16 protein-coding genes are annotated in these 20,298 nt (G+C 72.5%); 5 read left to right on the top strand and 11 right to left on the bottom strand.

Annotation, left to right across the window (positions count from 1 at the left end):
* Complete coding sequence (locus tag ACZ5SK_RS19010) at positions 1-1,503, bottom strand: sensor histidine kinase (protein ID WP_334576215.1); 1,503 nt, start codon at positions 1,501-1,503, stop codon at positions 1-3.
* Positions 1,500-2,195, bottom strand: a complete 696-nt coding sequence (locus ACZ5SK_RS19015) for a response regulator transcription factor (protein WP_334576216.1) — start codon at positions 2,193-2,195, stop codon at positions 1,500-1,502. The genes ACZ5SK_RS19010 and ACZ5SK_RS19015 overlap by 4 nt, the downstream gene beginning before the upstream one ends.
* A 140-nt stretch (positions 2,196-2,335) precedes the next feature.
* On the opposite strand from ACZ5SK_RS19015, the gene ACZ5SK_RS19020 reads away from it, so the two are divergent.
* Positions 2,336-3,289 carry a DUF3152 domain-containing protein gene (locus ACZ5SK_RS19020; protein ID WP_361705404.1) on the top strand — a complete coding sequence of 318 codons (954 nt, stop codon included), beginning with the start codon at positions 2,336-2,338 and terminating at the stop codon, positions 3,287-3,289.
* A gap of 50 nt (positions 3,290-3,339) precedes the next feature.
* Here ACZ5SK_RS19020 and ACZ5SK_RS19025 read toward each other — a convergent pair whose 3' ends face one another.
* The 3 genes from ACZ5SK_RS19025 to ACZ5SK_RS19035 are packed head-to-tail and all read right to left on the bottom strand — an operon-like array spanning position 3,340 to position 6,352.
* Complete coding sequence (locus ACZ5SK_RS19025) at positions 3,340-4,617, bottom strand: ABC transporter substrate-binding protein (RefSeq protein ID WP_457493719.1); 1,278 nt, start codon at positions 4,615-4,617, stop codon at positions 3,340-3,342.
* Positions 4,617-5,450, bottom strand: coding sequence for a carbohydrate ABC transporter permease (locus ACZ5SK_RS19030; protein WP_334576220.1), 834 nt, complete (start codon positions 5,448-5,450; stop codon positions 4,617-4,619). The genes ACZ5SK_RS19025 and ACZ5SK_RS19030 overlap by 1 nt, the downstream gene beginning before the upstream one ends.
* Positions 5,447-6,352 (bottom strand): carbohydrate ABC transporter permease, encoded by a 906-nt coding sequence (locus tag ACZ5SK_RS19035; RefSeq protein ID WP_334581124.1) that lies wholly within the window; start codon positions 6,350-6,352, stop codon positions 5,447-5,449. The genes ACZ5SK_RS19030 and ACZ5SK_RS19035 overlap by 4 nt, the downstream gene beginning before the upstream one ends.
* A gap of 215 nt (positions 6,353-6,567) precedes the next feature.
* On the opposite strand from ACZ5SK_RS19035, the gene ACZ5SK_RS19040 reads away from it, so the two are divergent.
* Positions 6,568-7,431 (top strand): phosphotransferase enzyme family protein, encoded by an 864-nt coding sequence (locus ACZ5SK_RS19040; RefSeq protein WP_468416424.1) that lies wholly within the window; start codon positions 6,568-6,570, stop codon positions 7,429-7,431.
* Positions 7,432-7,660: 229 nt separating this feature from the next.
* On the opposite strand, the gene ACZ5SK_RS19045 is transcribed toward ACZ5SK_RS19040, so the two are convergent.
* The 4 genes from ACZ5SK_RS19045 to ACZ5SK_RS19060 all read right to left on the bottom strand — a co-directional run bounded on the left by ACZ5SK_RS19045 (position 7,661) and on the right by ACZ5SK_RS19060 (position 12,080).
* A complete protein-coding gene (locus ACZ5SK_RS19045; protein ID WP_334576223.1) occupies positions 7,661-8,383 on the bottom strand; it encodes a 3'-5' exonuclease in 723 nt (240 codons plus the stop codon).
* A gap of 109 nt (positions 8,384-8,492) precedes the next feature.
* On the bottom strand, positions 8,493-9,731 hold the full coding sequence (locus ACZ5SK_RS19050; protein ID WP_079658851.1) for an SAV2148 family HEPN domain-containing protein: 1,239 nt from the start codon (positions 9,729-9,731) through the stop codon (positions 8,493-8,495).
* Positions 9,732-9,833: 102 nt separating this feature from the next.
* Positions 9,834-11,180, bottom strand: coding sequence for a copper amine oxidase (locus tag ACZ5SK_RS19055; protein ID WP_334576225.1), 1,347 nt, complete (start codon positions 11,178-11,180; stop codon positions 9,834-9,836).
* A gap of 78 nt (positions 11,181-11,258) precedes the next feature.
* On the bottom strand, positions 11,259-12,080 hold the full coding sequence (locus ACZ5SK_RS19060) for a Tat pathway signal sequence domain protein (protein WP_334576226.1): 822 nt from the start codon (positions 12,078-12,080) through the stop codon (positions 11,259-11,261).
* 219 nt (positions 12,081-12,299) lie between these two features.
* Here ACZ5SK_RS19060 and glgX point away from each other — a divergent pair, with 219 nt between their 5' ends.
* The 3 genes from glgX (at position 12,300) to ACZ5SK_RS19075 (ending at position 18,326) form a co-directional block, all read left to right on the top strand.
* Positions 12,300-14,456: a glycogen debranching protein GlgX gene (glgX, locus tag ACZ5SK_RS19065; RefSeq protein WP_334576228.1), complete on the top strand. Its 2,157-nt coding sequence runs from the start codon at positions 12,300-12,302 to the stop codon at positions 14,454-14,456.
* Between the two features lie 99 nt (positions 14,457-14,555).
* Positions 14,556-16,955 carry a malto-oligosyltrehalose synthase gene (gene treY / locus ACZ5SK_RS19070; protein ID WP_468576317.1) on the top strand — a complete coding sequence of 800 codons (2,400 nt, stop codon included), beginning with the start codon at positions 14,556-14,558 and terminating at the stop codon, positions 16,953-16,955.
* A gap of 120 nt (positions 16,956-17,075) precedes the next feature.
* Positions 17,076-18,326, top strand: a complete 1,251-nt coding sequence (locus ACZ5SK_RS19075; RefSeq protein WP_334576232.1) for a M14 family zinc carboxypeptidase — start codon at positions 17,076-17,078, stop codon at positions 18,324-18,326.
* Between the two features lie 79 nt (positions 18,327-18,405).
* Here ACZ5SK_RS19075 and ACZ5SK_RS19080 read toward each other — a convergent pair whose 3' ends face one another.
* Complete coding sequence (locus tag ACZ5SK_RS19080; RefSeq protein WP_468576318.1) at positions 18,406-18,873, bottom strand: SSI family serine proteinase inhibitor; 468 nt, start codon at positions 18,871-18,873, stop codon at positions 18,406-18,408.
* The gene (locus ACZ5SK_RS19085) at positions 18,870-20,198 is read right to left on the bottom strand and encodes a M14 family zinc carboxypeptidase (protein ID WP_468576319.1); all 1,329 of its coding nucleotides are present in this window, start codon (positions 20,196-20,198) and stop codon (positions 18,870-18,872) included. The genes ACZ5SK_RS19080 and ACZ5SK_RS19085 overlap by 4 nt, the downstream gene beginning before the upstream one ends.
* Positions 20,199-20,298: the final 100 nt, after the last annotated feature.

Here is a 20,298-nt window from a genome sequence, read left to right on the forward strand (position 1 = left end):
TCACGGTCGCGCCTCCTCTGTCGACTCGTCCCGCCTCAGCGGGAGTTCAACGATGAAGACGGCGCCGCCCTCCGGCCGGTTCGCCGCCCGGACGGTGCCGCCGTGCATACGGACGTTCTCCTCGGTGATCGCCAGTCCCAGGCCGCTGCCCTCGGTCCGGGAGCGTGCGGCGTCCGACTTGTAGAAGCGTTCGAAGACATACGGCAGCACGCTGTCGGGGATGCCGGGGCCGCTGTCCGCCACCTCGATGACCGCCCGCCGCCCGCCCCCGGGCGCCGCGTCCTCGGACAGGCGCAACCGGACCGGCAGGGCGCCGTGCCGCAGGGCGTTGCCGACCAGGTTGGCGACGACGACGTCGAGGCGGCGCGGGTCGACGCGTCCGCGCAGCGCGTCCGGCGCCGGCAGCACGGCGTCCACCGTGTCGGTCCAGCCACGGGAGGCGAGGGTGCGCCGGAGGGATTCGGCGAGGTCGATCTCGTCCAGGTGCAGGACCGCCGCACCCGCGTCGAAGCGGGAGATCTCCATCAGGTCGTCGACCAGTCGGGCCAGTTTCACGGTCTCCTGGCTGATCAGCCGGACCGCGGTGGCGGTGTCCGGGTCGAGGCGGACGGCGTCCTCGTCGAGGACGTCGGTGACGGCCGACATGGCGGCCAGCGGAGTGCGCAGCTCGTGCGAGACGTCGGCGGCGAAACGGCGGGCCCGGGCCTCCATGCCGCGCAGTTCGGCCACCGACTCCTCCAGGGCGGCAGCCGTCTCGTTGAACGTGTACGACAGCTCGGCGAGTTCGTCGGAGCCGTCGACGGCGAGCCGCGTGTCCAGCCGGCCCTCGGCGATCCTGCGGGTGGCATGCCGCAGCGCGCGCACCGGCCGCAGCACCCCGCGGGCGGCGAGCAGCGCGAGCAGGACGGCGAGGAGCAGCGCGGGGACGGCGGCCCGCTCCACGGCGGTGACCAGGGCGTCGACGTAGGCCTCTTCGGTGGTCTGCGGCACCGTCAGGAACACCTTCATGCCGGAGAGGGGCGCTGCGCCCGAGGGGTCGGAGGAGGCGAAGGCGACCGACATGCCGACGAGGAGCGCCGTGTGGTCCGCGCGGTTGACGCGCTGGAAGACGGTGGCCGAACGGGAGTTCACGGCCTCGCGCACGGCGGGCGTCAGCTCCTCGAACCGGTCGTCGGGCACGGAGGTGGCCTGAAGGCCGCGGTAGGCGACCAGCACCCGCCAGGAACCCGACTGCTCGGCGCCGGCCACGTCGGCCGCGAATCGACGCAGTCCGGCCTCGTCGGGCGGGAAGGCGAGGTCGGGGGCGAGCCGGGTCACCTGGGTGCGCAGCAGTTTGATCACGGTGTCCTGGCTCTGCTGGAGCACCCGGGTGCGCGCCTCCCTGAAGGTGAGCGCGCCGGTGGTGGTGGCGCTGACGGCGGCCACGAGCGCGAACGCCACCACCAACCGCACCCGCAGGCCGCGCAGTCGGTGGGTGCGGAAACGTGTTCCCAGGGCTCTCACCGGGCGGCGAACCGGTAGCCGAAACCGCGTACGGTCTGGATGTGCCGGGGCTCGCGCGGGGGTTCGCCCAGCTTGGCGCGCAGTCGCTTCACGCAGGCGTCCACCAGACGCGCGTCGCCGTGGTAGCTGTGTTGCCAGACCGCTTCCAGGAGCTGCTGTCTGCTGAACACCTGGCCGGGCGAGGCGGACAGGGTCAGCAACAGCCGCAGTTCGGAGGGGGCGAGGGCGACCGGCGTCCCCTGCCAGGTGACCGACAGTCCGGCGCGGTCGATGGCGAGGTCGCCGTAGGTGTCGATCTTCGGGATGCCGCCCTCGGCGGTCGCGCCACCGCCCGCGCGGCGCAGGACGGCGCGGATACGGGCCTGGAGGACCTGGGCCTGCACGGGCTTGACCACGTAGTCGTCGGCCCCCGCCTCCAGACCGACAACGATGTCCTCGTCGTCGCCCCGCGCGGTCGCCATGATGATCGGCAGCGTCTGGTCCAGGTCGCGCATCCGCCGGCACACGTCCAGGCCGGTCATGCCGGGCAGCATCAGGTCCAGCACCACGACGTCCGGCCGGAAGGAGCGCAGCCGGTTCAGGCCGTCCTCCCCGGTCTCGGCGGCGGCGACCTCGTGGCCCTGACGGCGCAGCGCGAGGCCGACGCCGTCCCGCACGGCGCGGTCGTCCTCGATCAGTAGTACTCGTGGCATGAGCACAGTATCGATAGATCGTAGGCCCCTTCGGGCCACTGTTACCGGATGATCACATAAACCCACGCCGGTCGGGTCGTTACCTTTTCGTTATCTCTTGAGCTAGATCCGATCACATTGCGATCACAATCTGAACAACCATGAGCGTGCATCGAGCAGATTCCTCGTCCGCCCGTCGTCGTCGGAGCGGCCCCGCGCACTCCGCCGCGACCGGGCGGAGAAGACCGCTGTGGGGAGGGCTCGCCGCGCTGACCCTCCTGGGCGCGGCCGGTTTCGCGGCCGTGGGATGGACCTCTGCGGGGGCGGGCGGCACGTCGGCCGAGGGCCGGTCGACCACGTCCGCCGAGCCCGGCACGTCCGGCGGCGCGGCGGGATCCGGTGCGGCGCCCTCGCGGACGGCGGCGCCGAGCTCAGCGGCCTCGCCCCGCACATCCGCCGGCCCGTCGGGGGGTTCGTCGGCGGGTTCGTCCGACGGTAAGTCCGACGGTAAGTCCGGGGGTAAATCCGGGGGTACGTCCAAGGGCGGCATCCCGGCCTCGGGGCCGGGCACGTTCACGACCGCCTCCGGTTCGAGTGCCAAGGTCGGCAAGGGCACCGCCCTGCGCTACCGGGTGGACGTCGAGGACGGCATCGATCTGTCCGCCACGGACGTGGCCCGGCAGGTGGAGCTGATCCTGGCCGACCGGCGCGGCTGGACGGCGGACGGTCGATCGGCGTTCCGGCGGGTCTCCGTGGGTGCCGTCGACTTCGTCGTACGGGTCGCGACGCCCGGCACCGTGGACAAGATCTGCGGTCAGTACGGGCTGGACACCGGCGGCGAGGTCAACTGCAACGTCGACGACAACGTCATGGTGAACCTCAGGCGCTGGCTGCTGGCCACCCCCGTCTACGCCAAGGACGTCACCGCCTACCGCGCGCTGATCATCAATCACGAGGTCGGCCACTTCCTCCATCACAACCACGTCGGCTGCCCCGGTCCCGGCCGGCCGGCCCCGGCGATGATGCAGCAGATCAAGGGCATGAACGGCTGTGTCCCCAACGTCTGGCCGTACGACGCGCAGGGACGGCTCATCACCGGTCCGTCCGTCCCCTGAACCGGCCGCCGCTCGGCGCTGTCACCGTCGCTCAGCGCTGTCACCGCCCGTCAGCGCTGGTAACGGGCCAGGACGAGGTTTCCGTCCTTTTCCAGACGGGTGCGCAGTTCGCCGAGATCGATGGCCCCGCTGTAGTACTCCTGGAAAGCGGGGGTCGCGACCTTGTCCTTCCACTCGGGGTAGCCGCGCACGGACTGGGCGGGCGCCGGGCGCAGGTACCGCGCGAGTGCGGTGCCGGTCGCCCAGTCGTCCTTCGTCGTGTGCAGGGCGGGGTCGGCGAGCGCCGTGGCGCCGGTCGGCAGCATCCAGTCGCCCAGCGCGAGGCGCACCATGTTCTTCGGCCGCAGCAGGAAGTCGAGGAAGGCGACGGCCTCCTTCTTGTGGGGGCTGTCCTCGGCGACGGACAGGGTCTGCGGGCTGACCCCCTGGGCGAGCCCGTCGGCGCCCGCCGGGGCGGGCAGCACCTGCCAGTCGAAGCCCTTCGGTGCCTGCTGCACGATCTGCTGGCGGTAGGAGAAGCCGAGCGGGACCATCGCGTACCTGCCGCCGAAGAAGCCGGGCAGGGTGTCCGAGCCGCCGCTGCCCAGTGTGGTGGGCGAGGCGCTGCGGTCGGCGGCGACCTGGTCGTGGACGGTGCGCGGGACGACCTCGTCGCCGGCCTCGAAGCGGACGGTGACCCGGCCGTCCGCGCCCCGGTGGAACAGTTGCCCGCCCGCCGACAGGGAGAGGTTGAGGGTGGCGGAGACGGGTTCCTTCAGCGGCCAGGCCACGCCGTATGTGCCGGAGCCGGCGAGTCTCTTGGTGATCTGCCGGAACTCCGCCCAGCTCCAGGGGTGTTCGGGGGTCGGGATCCGCTCGCCGGACCGCCTCAGCCAGGTCGCGTTGGCGACGAGGACGCGCGGCTCCTGGAGGAAGGGCACTCCGTAGACGCCGTCGCCGAAGGTCGTCGTCTCCCAACTGCGCTGTGGAATATCGGACTTGAGGCGAGCGGGGAGCAGGTGGGTCAGGTCGGCGAGGTAGCCGCCGTAGGCGAAGTCGGCCAGGTCGTCGGAAGCGTCGTGGAGGATGTCGGGGGCCTCGCCGCCCTCGAAGGAGGTGAGGAGCTGGTCGTGGACGCTCTCCCAACTCCCCTGCACATACTCGACCTTGACGTCGGAGTGGGTGGCGTTCCACTCCTTCACCAGTTCCCTGTTGGCCGTGACGGACTCCTCCTGCCAGGCCAGGGACTGGAAGCGGAGGGTGATAGGACCGTCGTCGTCCGCACCGCCGCTCGACGAGCAGCCCGTGAGGAGCAGCAGTACCGCGAGGGCCAGCGCTCTCGTCCGCATCAGCTCTTCACCGCCCCGGCGAGCATGCCGCCCGTGATCCGCCGCTGGATGAGCGCGAAGACGGCCAGCGAGGGAAGCGTGGCGAGGAACGCGGCGGCGGCCAGCGGCCCCAGGTCGGCCACGCCCTCCGCTCCGAGGAAGTGGGTCAGGACGACCGGCAGCGTCTGTTTCTCAGGCGTTTTCAGCAACACCAGCGCGAAGAAGAACTCGTTCCACGCGGTGATGAAGGCGAACAGCGCCGTCGCGACGATGCCCGGCGCGAGGAGCGGCGCCGTCACGGAGACGAGCGTCCGCAGCCGCCCGGCGCCGTCGATCGCCGCCGCCTCCTCCAGTTCTACGGGGACGGCCCGGACGTAGCCGACGAGCATCCACAGTGCGAACGGCAGGGCCCACACCACGTACACCATCACCAGCCCCGGCACCGAGTCGATCAGCCGCAGGTTCTTCAGCACCAGGAACAGCGGGATGATCACCAGCACGAACGGGAAGGCCTGGCTGACCACGACCCACCCGGAGGCGGCCCGCGCGAGCCGGGTGCGCTGCCGGGCCATGACATACGCCATCGGCGTGGCGAGCGCGACGGCGAGCACGGCGGCGCTCGTCGCCGCGAGCAGGGAGTTGACCGCAGCGTGCACCAGGGGCTGTTCGTCGAAGGCCTGGCGGAAGTTGGCGAGTGTGGGGTGCTTCGGGATCCAGGTGGGGTGCAGGCTGCCCAGTTCGCGGGGCGGCTTGAACGCGACGGACAGGAGCCACAGGAAGGGAAAGGCGAGGAAGACGAGGTACGCGAGCAGGGCCGTGTACTGGCCGGCGCGGGCCGCGGGGCGGGTCCTCAACGGTCGTCGCCTCCCTTGATGCGGCCCACCAGGAAGAGGGCCAGAAACACGGAGATCACCGCGACCATCACACAGCCCATCGCCGCCGCGTACCCGAACTGGCCGTAGCGAAAGGCCTCTTCGTAGGCGAAGAGCATGGGCAGCCGGGTCCGGCCGCCGGGTCCGCCGTTGGTCAGCACATAGACCAGGGCGAAACTGTTGAAGTTCCAGATGAAGTTGAGCGCGGTGACGGCGAGGGCGATGGGCCTGAGGGCGGGCCAGGTGACCGTGCGGAAGCGGCGGAAGGCGCCCGCGCCGTCCACCGCGGCCGCCTCGTGCAGCTCGCGCGGGGTGTTCTGCAGGCCGGCGAGCAGGGTGACCGTCGTCTGCGGCATGCCCGCCCACACGCCCACGACGACCACCGCGGGCAGGGCGCTCGCCAGCCCGCTGAGCCAGTCCCGTCCGTCGCCCAGACCCAGGTCGCGCAGGGTCTCGTTGAGGATGCCCGCATCCGGGTTGTAGACGAGTCGCCACATGACGCCGACCACGACCTCGGGCATGGCCCAGGGGATGATCGCGAGGGCGCGGGCCAGCCAGCGCAGCCGCAGGTCCTCGTCGAGGAGCAGGGCGAGGCCGAGGGCGAGCAGGAACTGCGGGACGGTCACGCCGACCGCCCAGACCAGGCCGATCCGGAAGGACTCCCAGAACAGGGTGTCGTGCAGCAGGTCGGAGAAGTTGAGGGCGCCGATCCACCGGGTGGGCGCGGTGCGGCCCGCCTGGGCGTCGGTGAACGCCAGCAGGATCCCGTACAGCAGCGGGCCGACGCTCAGGGCCAGGATGGGGATCAGGGCGGGCAGGACGAGGAACCACGCGCCGCGGCCGGCGGTGGTGCGCGGCGGGCCGGTGCCGGTCGCACGGCGCACCGTCCCTGTCTTCTCGGTCGCCAACGACACCGGAGCGTCCCCCTTCCCGCGGCTGTGACGGGCCCCGCCATGGTCGTGAAGGTGCTGTACGCCGTCAAGACAGCATGCGCACGCTCCGATCTGTGCGAATGCGACACTGGCCGTCGGATGGCCGGATCCCGACGCCGGGCGGTGGGGCCGGACGGGCAACGCGCACAACGACACGGAGGCGGGCGATGGACGAGGCACGGGCGCGGGACGTACTGGCCGCGGCGGGGGCGCTGCCCGGCCCGGCGGCGGACGCGCGGCTGCTCGCCCTGGGCGAGAACGCGGTGTTCGCCGCCGGTGACCTGGTGGTGAAGGTGGGCCGGGACGCCGAACTCCTCGACCGGGCCCGGCGCGAGCTGGACGTCGCTGCCTGGCTCGCCGAGGCGGGCGTGCCCGCGGTGCGGGCGGCCGAGCCGAAGCCGCTGCTGGTCGAGGGGCACCCGGTGACCGTGTGGCAACGGCTGCCCGACCCGGTACGGCCTGCCGAGCCGCGGGATCTGGCCGAACTCCTGCGCCTTGTGCACGCCCTGCCCGTTTCCTCCTTCGGTCTGCCCCCGCGCGACCTGCTGTCGGGAGTGGAACGCTGGCTGCGGCTCGCGGGCGACGCGATCGACCCGGCGGACGCGGCGTTTCTGCGTGAGCGCCGCGACGGCTTCGCCGCGGCCGCCGCCGCGCTCACCCCGCAGCTGCCGCCCGGCCCGATCCACGGCGACGCGCTGCCCCGCAATGTGCACATAGGCCCCGACGGTCCGGTCCTGGTCGACCTGGAGACCGTCTCCGCCGATCTGCGCGAGCACGACCTGGTGGTGATGGCGCTCTCCCGCGACCGCTACGGCCTGCCCGCCGAGGCGTACGGCTCCTTCACGGCGGCGTACGGCTGGGACGTGCGGGAGTGGGCGGGCTGCGCGGTCCTGCGGGGCGCCCGTGAGACCGCGAGCTGCGCCTGGGTCGCCCAGCACGCGCCCACCAGTGCGCCTGCGCTGGCGGAGTTCCGGCGCCGGGTGGCGTCGCTGCGGGACGGGGACGAGGAGGTGCGGTGGTATCCGTTCTGATCCGGCTGCTGCGGGCATGGCGGGCCGAGGCCCGGCTCAGGAGAGACGCCGGCGTATCCCCCGGGCGGTGAAGCCGGCGGGCGCGACGCCCCTGTCGATGACGACGAGCGGGTGAATGCGCGGAAAGAGCGAGTCGCCCGCGGCGACGGCGGCAGGCTTCGTCAGGCCCAGTTCCTCAAGACCGGGGGCGGACGGGCGCCATTTGGCCGCCGCCTCACCCACAAGAACGTCAGACGGTCTCTCCCGCGACCTCTCGTACGGGCCAGGCCCCGTCGATCACCGCGTCCGTCTCTCCCTTGCGGCGCAGGAAGTTCTGGAAGTCCGCCGCCCACTCGGCGTACCACTCGATCTGGCGGCGGTGCAGCTCCGCCGGGCCGAGGGCCGCGACCTTGGGGTGGCGGGCGGCTATCGCGCAGGCCAGTCGCGCCGCGGCGAGGGCGTCGGCGGAGGCGTCGTGGGCGGAGTCGAGCGGGACGCCGTATTCGGCGCAGACCGCTTCGAGGTTGCGCTTGCCGCGCCGGTAGCGGTCGACCGAGCGGTCGATGGTGTACGGGTCGACGACCGGCGCCGGATCCACGCCGCCCAGGCGCTCGCGCAGCGACGGCAGGCCGTGGCGGCGCAGTTCTGCGGAGAGGAGGGTGAGATCGAAGGCGGCGTTGTAGGCGACGACCGGGACGCCGGTGCGCCAGTACCCCACGAGGACCTCGGCGATCGCGTCCGCGACCCGGTCGGCGGGGGCGCCCTCGGCGGCCGCCCGCTCGTTGCTGATCCCGTGCACCGCCACCGCGTCCGCCGGGATCTGGACGCCCGGGTCCGCCAGCCACTCGCGGCGCCCCAGGACCTGCCCGTCCCTGACCTCGATCACGGCTGCCGTGACGATGCGCGCCTCGCGCGGGTCCGTCCCGGTCGTCTCCAGGTCGAAGCCGATCAGCAGCTCCCGGTACCAGGCCATGATGGCCCCCCCTTCTTGGCGGTGCTTCCCCCAGTGGTCTCCACCCTCGCATGCGCCACTGACAATCAGAGGACCGCGTTCCGCTTCCCGGCGGGCGCAAAGGGATCATTCAGGACACGGGTCGTGAATCCGCCCAGGCCAGCTCGAACTCCTCGCGATAGGCCGGGAAAAGCCCGCTTTCGTCCACCTCGCCCGACTTGACGACCCGGTTGCCGCCCCGCAGCACCAGCACCGGCGCCTCCATGCCGCGCATGCGCCGCAGATAGGACTGGATCACCGCGATGCCGTCGGTGCCGTCGCCGTCGACGAGGTAGGCGGTGAAGCGGGGCGTCTCGTCGTAGACCTGGATCTGGAAGGCGCCGGGGTCGCGCAGCCGGGCGCGGACCCGGCGCATGTGCAGGATGTTCATCTCCACCGCCCGGCTCAACTCGCCCCGCTTCATGCCGAGTTCGCGCTCGCGGCGCTTGACGGCGCTGGAGGCGGGGTTGAGGAACAGCAGTCGGACGCGGGCCCCGGCCTCGGCGAGGCGGACCAGCCGTCGGCCGGAGAAGTTCTGCACGAGCAGGTTGAGGCCGATGCCGATGGCGTCGAGGCGGCGGGCGCCGTCGAAGATGTCCTCGGCGGGGAACTGGCGCAGCAGCCGCACCCGGTCGGTGTGGACGGCGACCACGTCCGCGTACCGGTCGCCGACGAGGTCCTCGACGGCGTCGACGGGCAGCCGGCGTGCGGAGGGGACGTCGCCGCCGGTGCCGAGCATCTCCAGCAGGCGTGCGGAGGCCCGTTCGGCCTGGTTCAGGACGGCCTCGGACAGGGCCCGGTTGCGGGAGACGACGTTGCGGGTCACCTCCAGCTCGTCCAGGGCGAGTTCGACGTCGCGGCGGTCGTCGAAGTACGGCTCGAAGCAGGGCCAGTGCTGCACCATCAGCTCGCGCAGCTGCGGCAGCGTGAGGAAGGAGATCACGTTGTCATCGGCCGGGTCGAGCAGATAGCCCTTGCGGCGGCTGACCTCGCGGACGGCGACCGCGCGCTGCACCCACTCCTGTCCGGCGGGTCCGGCCGCGGCGACCACCCACTCGTCGCCGTGGACGGGCTCGTAGATGGGCCGCAGCACGGCGGCCACCACGGCGCGCAGCCGCTGTTCCACGAGGTTCAGCCAGATGTAGGCCCGGCCGGCCCGCTGGGCGCGGGTGCGCACCTCCCGCCAGGCGTCGGCGTCCCAGTCCAGCTCCGGACCGATGGCGTTCGTCTCCATCGGCCGGGCCAGGGACACCGTGCCGGGCGGGACGTCTGCGGAGCCCCCCTCGTGACCCTCGTCACCAGGGGGCAGCTCCAGCCCTCCCGAGCCCACCCAAGCACCGCCTTCCGCTCCCCCGAGCACTCCCCGTCCCAACGATCAAGGAAGGGTACTCCGGGAGCGGCGGGCGGTGCAGCCGGATGGACAGGTCGTTTCTCAACTACCGCTGTTCGTCTGTCCGTTCTCCCCCGCGAGGGCGGGCGGAGTGAGCGGATTCATAGCGGTGACGTCCCGGGGGACGAGGGAGAAGCCCTGCCAGTGGACCGGCATGGGCTGCTGGTCCTCGTCCCGGGCAATGTGGTGGAAGCCCACGTTCACCCAGGCCACGGGGTGGGTGAGGGTCTGCCCGTTCACCCACTTGTCGACGGATGTGCCGTGCAGCGGACTGCCGCAGCTGCGCACGTTGTTGCTGGCGTACTGCTCGCACTTGTTGTACTGCGTGAAGTAGATGTCGTGCTGGGTGAAGGGGCGCCCGCCGTACTTGGTGGTGGCGCCGGGGACGAACTCGTAGGAGCGCGCGTGGCCGTCCTTGTTCTTGCCGGTGGCGCTGACCACCCGCCACCAGCGCATGTTCTTGGCGTCGCCCGCGAGTTCCTTGGTGACGCGCGTGCGCCTGGTCTTGGCGGTCGGGCCCTGCTGTCCGCCGGCGGGCGGGCTTACCACCGAGTCGTACTGCTCCACCTTGGTGTTCGAGGAGCCGTCGAGGCCGAAGTCGAGCCGCCAGAAGACATTGTGGCTGTGGCTGGTGGCGTAGGACTTGGCGCCCTTGCCTATGGGCCAGCCGCGGCCGTCGCCGGCGTCGTAGTCGAAGGGCGAGAGGCTGCCGGTGGCGCCGACGTTCATGTTGATCGCGCCGTCGTCGGAGAAGCGCCACTCGGTGATGTACTCGTACCAGCCGACCTTGTTGACGGTGTAGATCAGCAGGTCCTTGCCCTGGGTCTGGAAGACCTTGTTGCCGTCGGCCTGCATGCGGTAGGCGTGGCCCCGCGCGCGGGTCGTGGTGCACAGGCCCTTGACGTTCGGGGTCTCGGAGGTGAACGGGTCGGGGACCTTCACCGTCTTGATGGTGCCGCCGGGGCACTCGGCGGGCGCCATGTCGACCAGGCCCGAGCCGAAGTTGTAGTCGGTGATGTCGTTGTACTCGTTCGTGCCGTCGTCGTACGGCACATGAATCTGGGCGATCTTGGCGCTGTTGAGGACTCTGATCGGCTTGGTCTCGCCGGGCGGCTGGTAGGAGATCTTCTCCAGGACGAGACCGGACTTGGCCTCGAAGCGCCAGCACATGCGCCAGGTCGTGCCCGTGGAGAGCTTCTGTTCGATGCGGTAGGCGGCGCTGCAGTCGGCGGCCGGCGCGGGGGCCGCCTTGGGCCGGGCGACGGCCGGACCGGCGCCCGCGGTCACACCGGCGGCCAGCGCGGCCACGGAGACCCCGAGGACCGCCCCCTTGCGGGCGCGGCTCATTCCCCGCGGCCGGAGGTCGCTTTTCAGATACGGAACGCGCATGACGACATGACTCCCTTTGCGTCCCTCTACGGGAGGCAAGTTGGAAAAACGGACTGAGGGGAGGACGTGCGAGACGGTTCAGCCGGCGAGCCGGGCGACCTTGCGGGCGCTGAGGTCGATGACCAGGGACCGGGCGTCGATCCATGGACCGTTCTTGGCCTTCGGCAGCAGCCGTACGCAGCGGTGTTCGCCGCACTTGTCGAGGACGGCGGGCTCGGCGCCCGGCACCGCCCGGTACACCATGGCGGCGAGCTGCAGCTGGTCCGGGGAGGTGAGCTCCTTGCCGGTGGCGTCCTTGAAGTCGGCCTTGAGGCCCGCGCCCAGCGGGTCGGCGATCAGCAGCCTGGCCGCCTCGGTCTGCTCGGCGGCGCTGAGCGGCGGCTGGACGCCGTGCTCGGTGCCGGTGGCCTCGACCTTGCCGGTGTCGAGGTTGACGGTCTTGGTGACGAGCGAGTCGGTCCTGTAGTCGTAGAACGACACCTCCGCCCGGCGGGGCGCGGCGGGGTCGTCCACCTCGTCGGCCTCGGGCTCGGCGAGATCCACGCCGAGGCGCTGCGGGCCGCGGTCGCCGTCCACGTCCTTCCCGGCGGTGAGCAGCTGCCGGTTGAGCGCGATCTTCTCGACACGCTTGATCTCGTCGTCGGTCAGCGGGTCGCGGCCCTGGCCCTTCGCGCCCTCGGCCGGCGCGTCCTCGACGACGCCGGGCTGCACGACCGCCGCGGCGTCACCCTGCTGCTGCCCGGCCGCCTGCGCGGTGCTGCGGCCGGCCTTGCCGCCTGACGTGTCGTCCGCCCCCGCCGTGCCCGGCAGCGTGATCCCCACCATCACGGCCGTCGCGGCCACCGCGATGGCCGTACCTGCCACCACCTTGCCCAGGTGGCGGCGCACTGTCGTGCGCACAATCTCCCCCTGCTCCCCCTGTTGACGGGAGTACGTGTCATCCCCACTGCTTTTGCATACGACGTACTGCGACGTACTACGAGGTACCACTGCAGATGCTGTCGTATGCGCTGGTCGCACGGTAAGAGGGACGTAAGTCACAGGTGGTTCCCTCACTTTCCGGGAGACTCGACGCCAAGGCGCCCCCGACGGGGCGGCACACCTGGAAGAGTCGTGTCCATGCAGGTCTGGCCTGGAGAGGCATATCCCCTCGGTGCCACATACGACGGCGCCGGCACGAACTTCGCGGTCTTCACGGAGGCCGCGGACCGAGTAGAGCTGTGTCTGCTGCACGACGACGGCTCGGAGACGGCGGTGGAACTGCGGGAGAGCGACGCGTTCGTGCGGCACGCGTACGTGCCGGGCATCATGCCGGGGCAGCGCTACGGCTTCCGGATGCACGGCCCGTACGATCCCGCGCGCGGGCTGCGCTGCAACTCGGCGAAGCTGCTGCTCGACCCGTACGCGAAGGCGATCAGCGGTGCGGTCCGGTGGGGCGAGGAGGTGTACGGCTACCACTTCGACGCCCCCGAGCGGCGCAACGACCTCGACTCGGCGCCGCACACGATGACGTCGGTCGTGGTCAACCCCTACTTCGACTGGGGCGACGACCGCAGGCCGCGCACCGAATACCACCACACGGTGATCTACGAGGCCCATGTGAAGGGCCTGACGATGCGCCACCCGGGGCTGCCGGAGGAGCTGCGCGGCACCTACGCGGCCCTGGCGCACCCGGCGCTCATCGAGCATCTGACGGAGCTCGGGGTGACGGCCCTGGAGCTGATGCCGGTGCACCAGTTCGTCAACGACCACCGGCTGGTCGACATGGGCCTGAACAACTACTGGGGCTACAACACGATCGGCTTCTTCGCCCCGCACAACGCCTACGCCTCCTGGGGCGACCGCGGTCAGCAGGTGCTGGAGTTCAAGTCGGCGGTGCGGGCGCTGCACGAGGCGGGCATCGAGGTCATCCTCGACGTGGTCTACAACCACACCGCCGAGGGCAACCACCTGGGCCCGACGCTGTCCTTCCGGGGGATCGACAACCAGTCGTACTACCGGCTGACGGACGACCCCCGCTACTACATGGACACCACGGGCACCGGCAACTCCCTGCTCATGCGGTCCCCGCACGTCCTGCAGATGATCATGGACTCGTTGCGGTACTGGGTCCTGGAGATGCACGTCGACGGGTTCCGTTTCGACCTCGCGGCGACGCTGGCCCGTCAGTTCCACGAGGTGGACCGGCTGTCGTCGTTCTTCGACCTGGTCCAGCAGGACCCGGTGGTGTCCCAGGTGAAGCTGATCGCGGAGCCGTGGGACGTCGGCGAGGGCGGCTACCAGGTGGGGAACTTCCCGCCGCTGTGGACCGAGTGGAACGGCAAGTACCGCGACACCGTGCGGGACGTGTGGCGGGGCGAGCCGCGCGCGGTCGGCGAGTTCGCCTCCCGGCTGACCGGCTCCTCCGACCTCTACCAGGACGACGGCCGCCGGCCGCTGGCCTCCATCAACTTCGTGACCTGCCACGACGGGTTCACCCTGCACGACCTGGTCTCCTACGACACCAAGCACAACCAGGCCAACGGGGAGGACAACCGGGACGGCGAGAGCCACAACCGGTCGTGGAACTGTGGTGTGGAGGGCGAGAGCGACGATCCGGAGGTGCTGCGGCTGCGGGCGCGGCAGATGCGCAATTTCGTCGCCACGCTGATGCTGTCCCAGGGCGTGCCCATGATCAGCCATGGGGATGAGTTCGGCCGCACCCAGAAGGGCAACAACAACGCCTACTGCCAGGACAGCGAGCTGGCCTGGGTCGAGTGGCCCGACGCCGACGAAGGCGGCGCGGGGGAAGGCGGAGCGGGGGGAGCCGGAGCGGGGCTGCTGGAGTTCACGCGCGCGTTGGTGTGGCTGCGCAAGGAGCACCCCGTCTTCCGGCGGCGCCGCTTCTTCCACGGCCGGCCCGTGGAGGGCACCCACGACGAGCTGTCGGACATCGCCTGGTTCACCCCCGAGGGGACGGAGATGGCACCACGGGACTGGGACCGGGCGCAGGCGTCCGCGCTGTCGGTGTTCCTCAACGGCAACGCGATCTCCGAGCCGGGCGCGCGCGGCGAACGGATCACCGACGACTCCTTCCTGCTGATGTTCAACGCCTCGGCCAAACCGCTGGAGTTCGTGGTTCCGGTCGACCACGGCCGGCAGTGGCAGGTCGTCGTGGACACGGCGAACCCGGAGGCGGTGGCGCAGGGAGCGGGCACGAAGGTACAGGCCGGGGCCCGGCTGACACTGGTCGACCGCAGCATGACGGTGCTGCAACGGCCTACCCGGCCCCTGTGAAGGGATCCGAAGAGGGGTGACCCGACCCGCCCGGAGAAGGTGTGACAGGAAACGAGGAGGTGTGACAGGAAACGCGGTGGGGCGGGTACGTAGGTGGTCATGACCCCTGAGCGACGTGCCGCCCCTGTTCCCGTGCCGCCCACGGCGACCTACCGGCTGCAGCTGCAGCCCGCGTTCCCGTTCCGGGCCGCCGCGGCGGCCGTGCCGTATCTGGCCTCGCTCGGCGTCTCGCATCTGCATCTGTCCCCCGTCCTGGAGGCCGTGCCCGGTTCCCCGCACGGCTACGACGTCGTCGACCCCACGCGCGTGCGTGCGGAACTGGGCGGCGAGGAGGGGCTGCGGGAGCTGGCGCGGACCGCGCGCGAGCACGGGCTCGGCCTGGTGGTGGACATCGTGCCCAACCACATGGCGATGGCCCCGCGCCACAACCGCGCCCTGTGGGAGGTGCTGCGCGAGGGCCCGGGCTCGCCGTACGCGCGCTGGTTCGACATCGACTGGGAGGCGCAGGGCGGCCAGGTGCTGCTGCCGGTGCTGGGCGGTCCGGTGGGGGCCGAGCTGGCGCACCTGCGGGTGGACGGCGACGTCCTGCGCTACCACGACCACGTCTTCCCCCTGCGCGAGGGCACCGCGGACCTGCCGCTGCCGCGGCTGCTGGACGCCCAGTGGTACCGGCCGGCGTGGTGGCGGCTGGCCCGCACCGAACTGAACTACCGGCGCTTCTTCAGCATCTCGGAGCTCATCGGCGTGCGGGTGGAGGACCCGGAGGTGTTCGAGGCCACCCACGGCACGATCCTGCGGCTGCTGCACGAGGGCGTGGTGGACGGGCTGCGCGTCGACCACCCCGACGGCCTCGCCGACCCCGACGGCTACCTGGAGCGGCTGCACGGGGCGAGCGGCGGCCGCTGGACGGTCGTCGAGAAGATCCTGGCCGACGGGGAGCGGCTGCCGGACTCCTGGCCGGTCGCCGGCACCACCGGCTACGACGCCCTGCGCCGCGTCGACGGCCTCTTCACCGACCCCGCGGGCGCCGGGGAGCTCCTGGGCCACTACCGGCGCTTCGCGGCCCCGCAGACTGACCGGGGCGGCGACTGGGCGGCGACGGTGCGGCGGGCGGCGTACGGGGTGCTCGGCCACGAGTTGGCGGCCGAGACGGAGCGGCTGACCCGGGTGGCGTCCCGGGTGTGCGCCACGTCGGCCGACCCCGCGCTGCGGGACCGGGCGCCCTGGGCGCTGCGCACGGCCCTGGAGGAGCTGCTCGTCCGTCTGGAGGTGTACCGGCCGTACGCCTCGGGCGACCCGGCGGCCGTCGTCACCGAGGAGGCCGCCGAAGAGGCCCGGCAGGCGTTCGTGGTGCCGCAGGAGGCGGGCGCGGTCGATGTGGTGCGGGGCCTGGTGCTGGGCGGGGAGGGGCCGTCGGGGGCGGAGTTCCGGGCGCGGTTCGCGCAGACGTCGTCCGCGCTGCGGGCCAAGTCGGTGGAGGACACGGCGTTCTACCGGTACGTGCCGCTGCTGTCGGCGAACGAGGTGGGCGGCGACCCGGGCGACCCGGGGGTGTCGCCGGCCGGCTTCCACGCGTACTGCGCGCGCGTGCAGCGCGACTGGCCGGCCACCGGGACGGTCGTGTCGACGCACGACACCAAGCGCAGCGCCGACGTGCGCGCCGCGCTCGCCGTGCTCACCGAGTGCCCGCAGCGCTGGGCGGACGTCCTGGAGCAGGCCATGCGCACACAGGAGGACACGACGGACGACGCGACGGACGGCGCGTCGGACGCCATGGCGGACGGGCAGCTGGCGTGGGCGGCCTGGCAGACGGTCTTCGGGCTCGGCCCGGCGGCCCCCGAGCGCGTCCAGGAGGCGCTGCTGAAGCATGTGCGCGAGGCGGGGCTGTACACGAGCTGGACGGAGCAGGAGCCGCCGTACGAGAAGGCGGTGGCCGCGTTCGTGGCGGCGGGGCCGTGCGGGGTGCCGGGCGAGCAGGTGGCCGCGCTGCGCGCCGCCCTGGAGCCGTACGTCCGGGCGAACGTGCTCGGCACGGCGCTGGTGCATCTGACGATGCCGGGGGTGCCCGACCTCTACCAGGGCACGGAGAGCGAGTACCGGGCGCTCGTGGACCCGGACAACCGGCGCCCGGTGCGGTTCCCTCCGGCGGATCCCGGCGTCAAGGACGCGGTCACGGCGGCCGCGCTGCGGCTGCGCCGACGGCGGCCGGACGCCTTCGGGGAGAGGGCGACGTACGAGCCGCTGCCGGCCGAGGGAGCGGCCGCGGAGCACTGTCTGGCGTTCGCGCGCTCCGGCCGGGTCGTCACGGCCGTGACGCGGCTGTCGCTGCGGCTGGCCGAGACGGGCGGCTGGCGCGAGACCCGGCTGACGCTGCCGCCGGGGCGATGGGTCGACGTCCTGGCCGAGGAGCGGGAGCCCGCCCGCGCGTTCACGGGTCACGCGCGCGTGGCGGACCTCTTCGAGCGACTGCCGGTGGCACTGCTGGAGCGGGCGGACTGAGCGAGAACGCGCATCCGAGCGCCCCCCGGAGCCTCCCGAAGGCTCCCCCCGGGCGTCCTTGACAGTTCACAGAGACCGTGGGGTACTGCGGATGCGAAGGCCGGGCGGACGAATACGGGGGTGAGTCTCCTGCCGGAGCTGCGCTACCCCACGGTGACCGAACTGACCACTTTTGCCCGGATGTTGGCCACGCGCCAGCCCGGTATGTGCGCGCTGCGGCAGGTGGGGGTCTCCCGGGCGGGCCGGCCACTGCACCTGTTGTCCGTGGGACATGCCCGGCGGGCCGTGCTCGTCGTGGCGGGCGCCCACGCCAACGAGCCGACCGGGGGTTCGACGCTGCTGGCGCTCGCCGAACGGGTTCTGTACGAGAGGGAGTTGCGGGACGGGACGTCCTGGCACTTTCTGCTCTGCGCGGACCCCGACGGGGCGAGTCTGCACGTGACCCCGGCGCCGCGCAGTCTGCTGGAGTACCACCTCGGCTTCTTCCGGCCCGCCGGTCCGGAACAGCCGGAGTGGTCCCCCGCCGTGCTGCCGCCGGACCGGCTGCCGCCCGAGACGCGCGCGTTGACCCGGGTCATCGACGAGGTGCGGCCCTATCTCCAGGTGACCCTGCACGGCACCGATCTGGGCGGCAGCTGGGTGCAGTTGACGAAGGACATCCCCGGACTCGCCGAGCCCTTCGCCAAGTCCGCGGCCCAACTGCACATCCCGGTGGAGACGGGCGCCTCCGACGCGGCGGGCTGGCCGGCGTCGGGGCCCGGCGTGCATGTGATGCCGGCCGCCGGGGCGGACGCGGCGTACCCGAGCATGCCGGACGACGCACGGCACAGCACCTGGTACCACGCCCACCGCTACGGCGGTCTGACCGCGGTGGTGGAGGTGCCGATGTGGGCGAGCGACATGGTGGACGACCCCGCCCCGCATCCCGCCCCGGCCGCGGCGATCCGGCGGTTGGCGCAGCGACTGCTGCGGGACACGACGGAGGTCGAGCGGGTCCTCGTAGAGGCGCTGCCGCGGCTTGAGGGCGTCGACGGGCCTCTGCTGCGGGCGGCCAGATGGGCGCTGGAGCTGGTGCCGGGGCTGGCCGCGGACTGGACGGACACCCCGCCCGCGGCCACGACGATGGCGTACGTCGGCAGCGTCGACGCCTTCGCCCGCCGGCTGCCGCTGCGGGCGGCGGCGATGCTGTGGCGGGTGTTGCAGGAGAGCGACGACTGTGCGGCCCCGCGCCTGGAGCAGCTCGTCCAGATGTGGAGCGACGCCTTCGCCGACCGCTTCCGGGCCCGCTGGGTGCCGTTGGAGCACCAGGTCGAGCACCAGTCCCGCACGGTCGTCGCGGCGGCCCTGCACGCCCGGGAGCGGGCGGCGTAGGACCGCCCGCGCGAGAGCGAGCCGCCGGGGGGCGGCTGCGGACGCGCGCGGGTGCCCGCTGCCACCGCGCCCGTCCGGGTCAGACCTCGGGGGCCTGGTCGTCGTCGTCCAGGGCGAACACCGCTCCCGTCATGGCCTCCCGTTCGCAGTCGTTGCCGAAGGTGTGCCGGTAGTCGACCGGGCGTCCGTTCCACTGCCCCTGCGCGCGGACGTTCACCGGGGCGTACATGAGCGTGCAGACGCGGCTGCTGTCCCCTGCGACGGCGTTCATGTCCCCGCCGGCCCGGGCCAGGACGTCGCAGGCCTCGGCGGCACGGGAGTGGCCCTGGGGCGGGTCGCACAGCAGCAGGGTGCCGCGGGTGTCGCTGGAGCGGGAGTCGCCCCGGGTGACGGTGAGCTCGAGCCAGTTGCCCGGCAGGGAGTCAGCGGCGTCGCGGGAGGCCGCCAGGGCGGGTGCGGCGCCGACGGCGAGGAGGAGGGCGGCCGCGGCCGGCAGGGCGCGCCGGACGGCTTTCGCCGGACGGAGATCGTTGAGGAAGTGCGTCATTCCCGGTGCATCGGCACGGCGGGCCGGCTACCCCAGTCCGACTCACCCGAACGGCCAGGGGCGGGTTCGGCGGCGCGCCGGCCGGCCAGCTCGAACGCGGCGAGCACGACCCGTGCCTGGTACTCCGCCTGGCGTGCGACGGGGATCCAGCGCGCCCCGCAGTCCGTCTGGTAGGCGACGCACCAGGCGTCGATGAGCCGGTCCAGCTCCGGCAGCACGCCCGCGGGGTCGCGTCCGGCGCCGCGGACGAGCTGGTGCAGCAGGCCCGCCGTCCGCACGGCGATCCGGCGGCCGGCGATGCGCAGTGCGGTCAGATGGCCGGTGCTGAGCGGCGGGAGCGGGCGGGCGGGGTCGGCGGTGTCGGGGTCCCAGGCGTTCGCGAGGCCGGGGCAGACCAGGAGGTGGTCGTCGACCGGGGCGAGCAGCCGCGCCGTGTCCGGGGTGTCGGCGAGGTGGGGCCGCACGCGCGCGAGGATGCGGACCAGCGCCTGGACGTCGTGGCGCAGGGCGCCGCTCACGGCCCGCAGCACCGCGTCCCGGCCGGCGGGCGTCGAACCGTCCTCGACGGCGGCGACGCCCCACATGGGGGCCTCGACGACCGCGGTGAGCGTGCCGTGCCGATGCGGGTGGTACCAGGTCGACTCGACGGCGGCCTCGGTGATGGCGGCGGCCAGATCGCGCGGGCGCGGCGGCGGGATCCGGTAGACGGCGGGACCCAGGCGGGGCCAGTACAGGGTGTCGTAGGGGCCGAGTTCGCGGGGAATGCCGAGGCGGGCGGCGGCGTGGGCGACCCGCTGGGCGAGTCCGGGCAGGTCACGGGTGAGTTCCACGAAGGCGCCGCCGATGTCGACGCCGTGCAGCGAGCACTGGAAGAAAGGTTTCAGTTCGTCCTGGAGGCGGAGCAGCACACGGGTCTCCGGCAGCGTGGCGGCGGCCGCGCCGTCGGGCAGCCACTCGGGCTGTTCCAGGAAGCCGGGCCGGAAGAAGTTCCGGAAGTAGCGGCCGAGGCTGTAGGGGCCCGTCAGCCAGCCCTCGTTGCGGCGCAGACCGTCGGGGTCGAGGCAGAGCAGCAGGTTCCAGGTGGCGTCGGCCCCGACGGTGAGCCGCGGGTCGGCGAGGACACGGTCGGCCAGCCGCAGCACGGTGGCGCCGCCGACGGGCTCGTTGGCGTGCGGTCCGGCGACGACGAGCGCCTGGCGGGCGCCCCGGCCGAGGGAGAGCAGCCACAGGGGCGTGCCCGCACGGGAGACCCCGACGCGGCGCAGCCGGACGTCCCCGGTGCTGCGGACGGTGAGCGCGGCCGCGCGGGCCGCGAGTTCGTCCACGGTCGGATAGCGGGGGAGGGGCGGCAGGGCACACCTCCACAAGGCGGCGGTGTCGGTTCACCTGGCGTGTCTGGAGTACGACAGTGGGTCATGGCTCGGG

The sequence above is a fragment of the Streptomyces sp. NPDC031474 genome (genome assembly GCF_055581185.1).

Coding starts and splice junctions, on each gene's coding strand:
- treY (WP_468576317.1), top strand. CDS start 14,556: ATGACCCCTGAGCGACGTGCCGCCCCTGTTCCCGTGCCGCCCACGGCG.
- ACZ5SK_RS19015 (WP_334576216.1), bottom strand. CDS start 2,195: ATGCCACGAGTACTACTGATCGAGGACGACCGCGCCGTGCGGGACGGC.
- ACZ5SK_RS19080 (WP_468576318.1), bottom strand. CDS start 18,873: ATGACGCACTTCCTCAACGATCTCCGTCCGGCGAAAGCCGTCCGGCGC.
- ACZ5SK_RS19020 (WP_361705404.1), top strand. CDS start 2,336: ATGAGCGTGCATCGAGCAGATTCCTCGTCCGCCCGTCGTCGTCGGAGC.
- ACZ5SK_RS19055 (WP_334576225.1), bottom strand. CDS start 11,180: ATGCGCGTTCCGTATCTGAAAAGCGACCTCCGGCCGCGGGGAATGAGC.
- ACZ5SK_RS19025 (WP_457493719.1), bottom strand. CDS start 4,617: ATGCGGACGAGAGCGCTGGCCCTCGCGGTACTGCTGCTCCTCACGGGC.
- ACZ5SK_RS19040 (WP_468416424.1), top strand. CDS start 6,568: ATGGACGAGGCACGGGCGCGGGACGTACTGGCCGCGGCGGGGGCGCTG.
- ACZ5SK_RS19045 (WP_334576223.1), bottom strand. CDS start 8,383: ATGGCCTGGTACCGGGAGCTGCTGATCGGCTTCGACCTGGAGACGACC.
- glgX (WP_334576228.1), top strand. CDS start 12,300: ATGCAGGTCTGGCCTGGAGAGGCATATCCCCTCGGTGCCACATACGAC.